Origin of the sequence: uncultured Virgibacillus sp., from assembly GCF_947495635.1 — a bacterium.
GTDB lineage: Bacteria > Bacillota > Bacilli > Bacillales > Amphibacillaceae > Virgibacillus > Virgibacillus salarius.
Map to the genome: position 1 here is coordinate 1 of NZ_CANMAB010000127.1, position 10313 is coordinate 10313.

Sequence of the window (10313 nt, forward strand, 5' to 3'; positions counted from 1 at the left end):
TCCATAATAGCTACTAGAGGAAGCGTAAATCTGAGCATTTAGTGATAAGGACTGAGCGAATTTTGCTCAGTTTTTCTTGCAGTAAAGCCTGCGGAAACAGCTCAATTCGAAAATCTTCGCTTCTAAGCGTATTGTGGTTAGCAGCATTCGTTGAGGCTGTGTCCGCAGTAAGAGTCCATATGGAAAGATGAACTTATTATTAGTTAATTTTAGATATACTACGTTTAATAATCCAGTCGATAGCTAGATTAGCTTGCCATATTAAATAGCTCTAGCAATTGATTCGATGCATCTGAGTAAGCTGAGTCCATAATGTTTTCTTTAATTCCTTCAATTAGCTCTACAGCTCCTGGTTGTGTAACGGTAAGAATTTTTACATCACCATTGAACATCTCATTCATCTTATTTTTGGCTTGCTGCAAGTTATCATTAGGATTCTTTTCATTATTATTTTCTACTTCTTCGGTTTCTCCTTTTGAGGATAAGCCTTCTGTACCACTTAAAAGGTCTTTTTGCATATCATCATATTGATGACTAGTCGTTTGTTCGTTATTTCTAGCTAGGATAACTGAATCATCAACAACAAATACCTTAATTCCAGTTATTCCTTCGCTCTTTAAAATAGATTCAAAAAATGAAGAAACACCACCTTCATGAATACCAGAGCTTCCGATCGAACTATATAAATTTTGCCCCATGCCGCTATAGGTAGTTCCTTTTTTATTCGTGGTCCGTGTTTTATCACTTGTCTCACTAGGTATTATATTTGGATTATTTAAGTTTTCCTGATTGGCATGATCGGATACGTTGGCCATATTCATGTCATTCGTATGTTCATCTTCCATCGCACTGTTATCGTTTGCAGTACAAGCAGTAAGTAATGCTGTGATTAGAACTGTGATCAGCAATATTGATAGTTTCCATTTTCTTAACATAAAAGCTTCCCTCCATAATAAATGATTTATAAGTATTATGTCCTGAAATTTTTTATGTATGAGTGGTTATTTTTGGTGACATAATAAGGTCAACTTATAAGGAGGTGAGTCTTTTGGCAGAAGATAATAATAAGGAAAAGATTGATCAAGAGAGTTTATCTCGTAGAAAGTTTCTTAGAAACTCAGGTTTTGCCGTCGGGGGTCTAGCTGTTGGTGGTGTATTAGGCAGTGTTATCCCATGGGGAACCGATGAAAAAGAGCCACAACAGGCTGCTAATGAAACAAAAAATTACAATCATGCGTTAATGAATTTTAATCAAGTAGAATTTCAAACTGTTGAAGCGGCAACAGAACGCATTTTTCCAGAAGATGAAAATGGCCCAGGAGCTCAAGCGTTAGGAGTGGCATTTTATATTGATCATCAATTGGCAGGCTCTTATGGCTTCAACGCAAGGGATTATATGAATCCTCCTTTCTTTCATGGTGAAAAAACCCAAGGTTATCAAGGTAGATTGAAAAGAAGAGAAATTTTCAAGATTGGTATTCGTGAAATGCAAAACTATAGTCATTCGAAATATAAAAAGGGCTTCACGGATTTAACTGCTGATGAACAGGATACGGTGCTAGCAGATTTTGCCGATGATAAGGTGAATATTACGACTGTTTCAGCAAGTGGGTTCTTCAATCTTCTAAGGAGTATGACGTTAGAAGGAGTGTATAGTGATCCTTTATATGGTGGAAATAAAGATATGCAAGGTTGGAAATTAAGAGATTATCCTGGCGATCAAATGAACTATACCCAGGTAATCGAGAGTGAAGAATTTCAGCAAATTGAACCTAGGAGTCTTCGAGACCATATGCAGTAATTAAAATGGTATGAGGTGATATGATGACTAAAAAACTACCAAAGACAGATGTAGTAATTGTTGGTGTCGGTTGGGGTGGAGGTATTATTGCTTCAGAACTGACAAAACAAGGATTGAAAGTGGTTGGGTTGGAGAAAGGACAGGAAAGAGAAACCGAAGACTATTATATGGCTCATGATGAATTGCGCTATGCAGTTCGTTATGAGTTGATGCAGGATCTTTCTAAAGAAACGATAACATTTAGAGGTAATGAGAAAATGCGAGCATTACCAATGCGTCAGTATGGCTCATTTTTATTCGGAGATGGTGTTGGTGGTGCTGGTGTTCATTGGAATGGACAAACTTTTCGATTTTTGCCGTATGACTTCGAAATACGAAGTAAAACAATTGAACGATATGGGAAAGGTAAGATACCAGCTGATATGACGATTCAGGATTGGGGAATTACCTATGATGAAATCGAGCCATACTATGACAAGTTTGAAAAAATGGCTGGTATTTCAGGTGAGGAAAATCCGTTAGGGGGTAAACGCTCGGATAAGTATCCTACCGGGCCAATGCTACATTCTCCGCAAATGAAAATGTTTAAAGAAGCAACAGAAAAGCTAAAATATCATCCGTATACGATCCCTTCTGCCAATTTATCAGAACCGTATAAAAATCCAGATGGTATAAGTAGAGCCGCTTGTCAGTATTGCGCATTTTGTGAACGCTTTGGTTGTGAATATGGAGCAAAAGCTGATCCGGTTGTTACGGTTATACCGGTAGCTAAAAATACGGGTAAATTTGACTTAAGAACCCATTCTTGGGTGAGAAGAGTTTTACATAAGGATGGGCAGGCAACTGGTGTACTATATACAGATTTAACTACCGGTGAAGAAATAGAACAACCAGCTGATATGGTAGTATTAACAAGCTACGTATTTAATAATGTAAAACTCTTACTGAATTCAAAAATTGGTCGCCCGTATGATCCTGCTAGTGGTAAAGGAGTTATCGGAAAAAATTATGCTTATCAGATCATTAAAGGTGCAGCAACAGGGTTTTTCGAAAACAAGAAATTTAATAATTTCGCTGGAGCAGGCGCCTTAGGAATGGTTATCGACGACTTTAATGGGGATAATTTCGACCATTCAAATGTGAATTTTTTACATGGTGGTTATTTGTCTCTAACACAGACTGGAAAAAGACCGATTCAGACCAATCCAATTCCTTCTGATTCAGCAACATGGGGTAAGGAATTTAAGCAAAACTCATTAAAATATATTAATAGGACGTTGTCCATTGGTGCCATGGGTGCCAGCTTACCATATAAACAGCATTATTTGGACTTAGATCCAATGTATAAAGATGCTTTTGGTGACCCTTTAATTCGCATGACTTATGGATTTAGAGACCAAGATAAAGAACTTGCTAAGTTTACCGCAACAAAAGCAAAGGAAATTCTGCAAGAGATGGGTGCTGATAAAATCGATGCGATGGATGAATTGGGACCCTATGATATTACTACCTATCAGTCAACGCATAATACCGGAGGTGCAATTATGGGAGCAGATCCGGAAACATCAGCGGTTAATAATTATTCGCAGATGTGGGATATGGAGAATCTGTTCGTTGTAGGAGCTTCCTCTTTTCCACATAATAGCGGTTATAATCCTACTGATACCGTTGGTGCGTTAGCATATCGTGCTGCAGAAGGAGTGGTTAAATACAGTAAGGATGGTGGACTTCTTACATCTTAATGGGTTGGTTTGATTAGGAAAGAAGGTGCTGTAATTGCTTACAAATATAGGTATACCAGGTTTGATTATTATTCTAATCATTACATTAATTATATTTGGTCCAAGAAAGTTACCTGAGATTGGATCGGCATTAGGAAAGACGTTATCGGAATTTAAAAAGACTACCAGTGACATTATGAGTGATGATGAACAAGCTGAAACCACAAAGCCAAAAGATGTGACAGCAGCAAAAATGAAGAGATCTGACTAAATTGCAAAACGCCCAATTAACAACTATCTTGCTTGCATTTGAAAAAGGATATGAAATTTTTCAATAAGAAAAGGTTGGCTATTCAGAGTAATGGACAACCTTTTTCTTGTTGTCTAGGAAATTAGCCCATGTGATTAAATATGGGAGTGTTGAGCTAGCATCCAGCTCCAGCCAGAAGTCAGGCGACTTCACGAATAGTCCTAATCTAAGCCATTATCGGCTCATAAGCTCACCGTGATTTCTATATCTCCGTTGACTCGCTCTAGGCAACGTTTCTAATCGGGGGCTTGCGCTCTTGTTTTATATATAATATCTCTTGTTATACTTCGTCTAGTTGTGGTTTATTATAGCTATTAGAATAGGCGAATTGATTTTCCAAAACTGATCAAATTCTTAAGGATTTCTAGCTTACTTCTTGATAGTTTCATCAACATCTGATATTATAAATAAGTCTGAAATGAATTAATCGCTCGTTTTGAAGCAATTAGGTAAAGTTTGGAGGGAAAATCATGCGCGTTAACATTACTTTAGCTTGTACTGAAACAGGAGATCGTAATTATATTACTACGAAAAACAAACGTACTAATCCTGAACGTATTGAGCTTATGAAATATTGTCCACGTCTTAAAAAACACACTCTACATCGTGAAACAAAATAAATGATTAAAAATAAAACCTTTATCAGCTGATAAGGGTTTTATTTTTAATCATTTGCTGTACTTATTAACTCAAACGGGGGTAATTGATTTGAATAAAGCTCACATTCGGTCAGCAAAGCTTCAGATGCTTAAAGAATTAAATCCAGTAAAGAAACGCGAAATTGAGAATAGCTTATATGCACGACTTATAGCTTCATCGCTCTGGAAAAACGCCAGGGTAATTGGACTAACGGTCTCGCAAGCGTTTGAATGGGATACGAGAAACATTATTGAAACAGCCTGGAGGCAGCAGAAACAAGTTTGTGTACCGAAGTGTTCTCCAGCTGATAAAACGTTAACATTTTATCAAATTAGTTCCTTTGATCAGTTAGAGGTTGTCTATTATGGATTGCTTGAACCTAAGCCAGATGAAACGAAACAAATAGATATAAATGCGATTGAATTGCTATTTGTACCAGGGCTTGTCTTTGATAGGAAAGGTTACCGAATTGGTTTTGGCGGAGGTTACTATGATCGATTTTTAATGAACTATTCCAATCATACGGTTGCACTGTTACATAGTAGTCAATTAGTAGACGCTATACCAAAGGAATCATTTGATATTCCGGTAGACCACTTAATTACAGAAGATACATGGATAAGCAGTTATGACAGAAGAAGGATCGATGAATGAGAGTAGATACATTTGTCAACAATTATTTCGTCCAATACATGAAAATGGACAGAGGCGAATAGAGAATTATACCGTACTTGTTGTTGGGCTAGGGGTGCTTGGTAGTAAACTTTGCAATCATTTGATAGGGTAGGTGCTATCTCACCTGCAGTAGAACAAGTAGCCGCTTTTTAGCTTATTGGTCTATGAAGTATGTTACTGGTAATCACAACTCATTACGAAAAATATCTGGGATAATCTACAACATGATGTGAAATTAGCTTTCAGATCAAATTGTCCAACCTGTCAAAAAAGATTATCCAGCTCTAAAATCAGAAGCGATTGTAAATGAAACGGTTCTCTGCGGTAGAAATATGATTCAAATTAGCTTCATGATTTCATACTGGAAGCTTTAGAAATTTACAAGAACGCCTTTTTTTACGCGTAGCTATACAGGAGGATATTCTTTTCACTATTTTCCCAGATGCCCGTATTCTGATAAAAGGGAGTTGCAACAAGCGTCAGGAACATACGTGGTTTGAACAATATATAGTATCGTACATGCATAAAAATAATCAGGTAGATGAAAACTAGAAGTACCATGATAAAAAGAGGTGTATTTATGCGTATTCTGTTTTTATTTGCCGGAATGATAACTGCGGCGAGCTTGCTTTATAAATGGCGCTATCGGATTATGAATACATTATTGGCTATTGGATTTTTAAGAAAAGTTGTGGTAAGTTTATCCATGAACGTGCCAGCAGTTCGTTCGAAAATTATACCGACAATGTTCCAGAAAAATACATCAAATTCTTAATCGGTGAAGAAGTTGTGAATTTTGCAGCTTCTTTTATCATGATAAAAGAAAAATGATGAGGGATTTGGTATGATGGAAGTCTAAGGGGAGGTCGAGGATGTACATAGATAACCAATATAATATATATCAAATCGCTTATCATTACGTAAAGACTTATCAATATGACGTGCTATTTGTAAGTGATCAGGAAGATGAAATATGGCTAGAGAAAAAAGAAGGGAAAAAATCTACAGTCATTCGCTTCCTAGGTCGTGGGTTTGATTGGAAGAACTATTTAAAAAAGGATATTGCAGTTGTTTTTCAAAAAGTTAAAGCAATGAAACGATTGTTGCGAGGTAAAGTTATTCAAATTTATAATGTTTACATATCCGAGCACGAGCCTGTCGATGATTGGGAAATGCTAAAGAAGCCAATGCAGCTAAATGAGAAGCACCCTATTTCCATGAATGTTTATTATTTGTCAGATGAACAGTTTGTGGAAGAGAAAATACGTTTGGAAAAAGATACAGATATAACAATAAATACCGCTGATTCTCAAGAACCTATAGATAAGGAAAGTCAGCTACACAATTATAAAAAGTATTTAAAGAAAAATGTTTTGGATCAAAAAGAGCAAACTCAGGCGGTATTCTCCTTTGGTAAGCCGCTATTTACCTATCTTATTCTTGCAATTTGCATTGGGATGTTTGTATTAGTAGAACTGAACGGTGGAAGTAGTTCCATGCAGCCGTTAATTGATTTTGGTGCAAAGTACAATCCTGCTATCATAGAACAAGGAGAATGGTGGCGCATCATTAGCTCTATGTTTCTTCATATTGGGTTCCTTCATTTACTCATGAATATGCTTGCTGTTTATTATTTAGGAACTTTAGTTGAACGTATATATGGCTCATTTCGATTTTTATGTATCTACTTTCTTGCCGGTATTGGTGGTGGGATAGCGAGTTTTGCCTTTTCTCCAAGTATTGCGGCTGGTGCCTCAGGTGCATTGTTTGGATTGTTCGGAGCATTATTATTCTTTGGATTACATAATCGGAAAATTTTCTTTCAAACAATGGGAACGAATGTTTTAGTTTTAATCGGAATTAATATCGTATTTGGTCTCTTCGTACCGCAAATTGATAATGGGGCGCATTTGGGAGGTTTAGTAGCTGGATTTATTGCATCTGGAATAGTCCATTTACCAAAGCGTAAAGAAACGTTTAAACAAATGATAGCAATTGTGCTATATTGCATTATTGCATATGGTCTTATTCAATTCGGTTATTACAATAATATGAATAATCAAGTGTATCATGTAATGCAAATAGAAGAATTGCTAAAACAAGAAAAGTACGAGGCTATCATTTCCCAAGCTAATCAGGCCTTAGAAAGTGAAGGGAATCTAGAAGCTGCCATCCTGTTTCATAGGTCTTATGCGTATATTGAATTAAATCAAGATCAAAAAGCGATTGAAGATTTAGAGCGAAGTATAGAAATTGATCATAGTTTTCCGGAGGCATATTATAATTTAGCAATTTTATATAAGAATAACGGGAAAGTAGAAAAAGCTAAATCAGCTATTGAAAGCGCGTATCAATTAAACCCTGACAATGATGATTTTATAAGGTTATATGAACAACTTACTGGTAAATCAGCTAACTAATAATGTATGGGTGCTTTCGAGTAGAGGATTCCTTTTTTCAAGAGGGTCATTAACGAGTATCTAAAACTACATAAAGCCTACTCTCACCTCGTTTCTTACATTAGATAATAGGACCTTTGTGAAACTTCAATTCGTGGGGGGGAAACAAAACCCCCACGAATTGAAGTTTCACTTTATTTTCATATTTTATTGAAAAGAATAGTTTTGTATCAGTTTTTCTTTTTTTCCGTTGATTTCATATAGTACAAGTAGATGCTTTTGTTCTTTATCAAATAAAATAATTGGTATATAGCTATTCAGCTCTTCATTGGTGGTATTTACTACGGGTATAACATAATTTTTATACAGTCCCTCCCAAAGTTGTCCAATAATTTTATTCGTTTGCGCTTGTGTCAATGATGGTAATGGCTTTGTGTTGTAATGGACTAAATCCGTAAGCGGTACGCTAAGATAGTTATCTGGATTAATATGGAAATAATGAAATAATTGATGCCAATGATAAAGAAGCTGTTGCTTCGTTGTTCGATCAAGTAAATCTTTCCATTCTTTTTCATAATTGTTATGAGGCTCTTTAAATGAATCAAGTGCTGTTGTCGGTGAATCTATGACATATAAGTAATCGCTAGACATGCGATGAATGCTTTTTATATCATTACTTGAGCGATGTATCTCACCATGATGAAATGAGATAGATTGAAATAAACTGCTATCTTCATGAAATAGTTTTTCCCGTAACTGAATGGTATCTGTATCCTGCGTCCATTTTGTCTTTGCCCCCTTTAATCTTCCGTTATCATATAGCAATGATACATCTTGTCGTAAATAGATCGGCATATTTGTGATAGAATCAGACTCCCATGTAATTTCATAATTATCCTTGCCTTTTTCCGAGAATAGTTGGAGCTGTGTCTCCGATTTAGAGAAGGTTGTATTATTATCAATTGGAAAGTATGTAATGGCAGGAGTAGAGTTCAGTCTGATTAGATATACAACTGCTATTACACATGCTGCTGTGATAATCGTAATAACTAAATGCCATTTGTTCATATGCTTCCCGCCTTTAAACTGCTTGTCTTAGTCCAATATATGAGTATAAGTTTTAATATATGATGGAATTGATGAACTCTTTAACTGGTTTATGCATAGTTATCCTTCCAGTGCTCAAACTATTAGTAATCTAACATGTTGGATAGGTGAGTTTATGGAGAAAGAAAAACAGCCATTATTTAAAGAGTTTAAAAAAAAATCGAGCGTATTTAAACGAACGATTAGCGGTTGATAAAAGTTTTGATATGATTCAACGAGATTTAGAATATGTTGGCGTTGAAATGTCACTATTTTTAATTGATGGATTTGCTAAAGACGACATTTTACTATACATCATGAAGTTATTTGCTAAGTTAAGTCCTGAAGATTTGCAACCTGATACGCTTACAAAATTAATAAAAACGTATATCCCCTATGTGGAAGTTGACGAGGTACTTGATTTAAACGAAGCTGCGGATTTGGTTTTAGGTGGGCCAGCGGCGCTAATTGTTGAAGGAATCAATAAAGTAATCATGATTGACGCTAGAACCTATCCAGCACGCTCCCCGCAAGAACCAGATTTGGAGCGAGTTGTAAGAGGATCTAGAGATGGGTATGTTGAAACGATTGTCTTTAACACTGCTCTGACTCGTAGAAGAGTTCGTGATAGATCGCTACGGATGGAATATTTACAATTAGGAAGAAGATCAAAAACAGATATTTGTATTTGTTATCTGGAGGATATTGCTGATAATCGTCGTGTAGAAAATCTAAAGAAAAAGCTAATGAAGATTGATACGGATGGCTTGCCTATGGCTGAAAAGACGATTGAAGAATATATTAGTGGAAGGCATTGGAATCCATATCCTACGATTCGTTATACAGAGCGACCAGATACAGCAGCAGCACATCTATATGAAGGTCATGTCATGGTCATTATAGATGGATCGCCAAGTGTAATGATTACTCCCGCTACGTATTGGCATCATCTACAGCATGCAGAAGAATATAGACAAAAACCTTTAGTGGGCGCATATTTACGATTAGTTCGTTTTATTGCGGTCATAGCATCGATATTCATCTTACCATTATATTATTTGTTTGCGAAGAACTCTGAATTTCTACCAGAGACTCTCCAATATATTGGCCCTGATGAGATAGGCGTTGTACCATTATTAGTACAATTTCTGATAGCTGAGATCGGGATTGATATTTTAAGGATGGCAGCAATCCATACTCCATCCTCCTTAGCAACGGCACTTGGCTTAGTAGCTGCTATTATGATCGGAGAGGTTTCTGTAGAGGTTGGTTGGTTTTCGCACGAAGTCGTACTATATCTAGCTGTAGCTGCGATTGGAACATATGCCACTCCAAGCTATGAATTAAGCTTAGCTAATCGGTTGGTACGCATATTCCTGCTACTATCTTCTGCTTTATTAGGAGGTATTGGATATATTTTAGGAGTTACGTTATGGCTATTATATCTAACAAGGATGAAGGCTTTCCATGTGGCTTATTTTTGGCCATTTATCCCTTTCTCTTACCGTCCATTTCGTGATATATTTCTACGATCACCCATTCCGCTTAAAAATAGGCGACCTGCTTTTTTACACCCCAAAGATCCAGATCGTTAAACGTCTGGATCTTTTTTTATAAGTTAAGAAAGTATAAAATCAGTGCAATGACTGCGTTAAGCCAAGTAGTTATTTTGAAATGTTTGA

At 36.3% G+C, this 10313-nt stretch carries 10 protein-coding genes; 8 read left to right on the forward strand and 2 right to left on the reverse strand.

All coding sequences use genetic code 11. The features are described from left to right. Positions 1-248: 248 nt before the first annotated feature. Complete coding sequence (locus Q1A47_RS18590; RefSeq protein WP_034678957.1) at positions 249-935, reverse strand: hypothetical protein; 687 nt, start codon at positions 933-935, stop codon at positions 249-251. 104 nt (positions 936-1039) lie between these two features. Between Q1A47_RS18590 and Q1A47_RS18595 the strand changes: the two genes are divergently transcribed. The 7 genes from Q1A47_RS18595 (at position 1040) to Q1A47_RS18625 (ending at position 7566) form a co-directional block, all read left to right on the forward strand. Beyond that, positions 1040-1801 (forward strand): gluconate 2-dehydrogenase subunit 3 family protein, encoded by a 762-nt coding sequence (locus Q1A47_RS18595; protein ID WP_343231065.1) that lies wholly within the window; start codon positions 1040-1042, stop codon positions 1799-1801. Positions 1802-1824: 23 nt separating this feature from the next. Continuing rightward, the gene (locus tag Q1A47_RS18600; protein WP_166530966.1) at positions 1825-3543 is read left to right on the forward strand and encodes a GMC family oxidoreductase; all 1719 of its coding nucleotides are present in this window, start codon (positions 1825-1827) and stop codon (positions 3541-3543) included. A gap of 34 nt (positions 3544-3577) precedes the next feature. Beyond that, positions 3578-3793, forward strand: coding sequence for a twin-arginine translocase TatA/TatE family subunit (gene tatA / locus Q1A47_RS18605; protein WP_121605260.1), 216 nt, complete (start codon positions 3578-3580; stop codon positions 3791-3793). 509 nt (positions 3794-4302) lie between these two features. Beyond that, complete coding sequence (rpmG, locus tag Q1A47_RS18610) at positions 4303-4452, forward strand: 50S ribosomal protein L33 (protein ID WP_026681152.1); 150 nt, start codon at positions 4303-4305, stop codon at positions 4450-4452. 88 nt (positions 4453-4540) lie between these two features. Beyond that, positions 4541-5125, forward strand: coding sequence for a 5-formyltetrahydrofolate cyclo-ligase (locus Q1A47_RS18615; protein WP_211911310.1), 585 nt, complete (start codon positions 4541-4543; stop codon positions 5123-5125). A gap of 601 nt (positions 5126-5726) precedes the next feature. Continuing rightward, entirely contained in the window at positions 5727-5921 is a 195-nt protein-coding gene (locus Q1A47_RS18620; RefSeq protein ID WP_026681150.1) for a hypothetical protein, read from the forward strand. Between the two features lie 97 nt (positions 5922-6018). Continuing rightward, a complete protein-coding gene (locus Q1A47_RS18625) occupies positions 6019-7566 on the forward strand; it encodes a rhomboid family intramembrane serine protease (RefSeq protein ID WP_026681149.1) in 1548 nt (515 codons plus the stop codon). 186 nt (positions 7567-7752) lie between these two features. Here the strand turns inward: Q1A47_RS18625 and Q1A47_RS18630 are convergent, their stop codons facing one another. Continuing rightward, complete coding sequence (locus tag Q1A47_RS18630; RefSeq protein ID WP_121605259.1) at positions 7753-8613, reverse strand: hypothetical protein; 861 nt, start codon at positions 8611-8613, stop codon at positions 7753-7755. A gap of 146 nt (positions 8614-8759) precedes the next feature. On the opposite strand from Q1A47_RS18630, the gene Q1A47_RS18635 reads away from it, so the two are divergent. Then, on the forward strand, positions 8760-10226 hold the full coding sequence (locus tag Q1A47_RS18635) for a spore germination protein (protein ID WP_299632671.1): 1467 nt from the start codon (positions 8760-8762) through the stop codon (positions 10224-10226). Positions 10227-10313: the final 87 nt, after the last annotated feature.

Coding starts and splice junctions, on each gene's coding strand:
- Q1A47_RS18590 (WP_034678957.1), bottom strand. CDS start 935: ATGTTAAGAAAATGGAAACTATCAATATTGCTGATCACAGTTCTAATC.
- Q1A47_RS18600 (WP_166530966.1), top strand. CDS start 1,825: ATGACTAAAAAACTACCAAAGACAGATGTAGTAATTGTTGGTGTCGGT.
- rpmG (WP_026681152.1), top strand. CDS start 4,303: ATGCGCGTTAACATTACTTTAGCTTGTACTGAAACAGGAGATCGTAAT.
- Q1A47_RS18620 (WP_026681150.1), top strand. CDS start 5,727: ATGCGTATTCTGTTTTTATTTGCCGGAATGATAACTGCGGCGAGCTTG.
- Q1A47_RS18625 (WP_026681149.1), top strand. CDS start 6,019: ATGTACATAGATAACCAATATAATATATATCAAATCGCTTATCATTAC.
- Q1A47_RS18630 (WP_121605259.1), bottom strand. CDS start 8,613: ATGAACAAATGGCATTTAGTTATTACGATTATCACAGCAGCATGTGTA.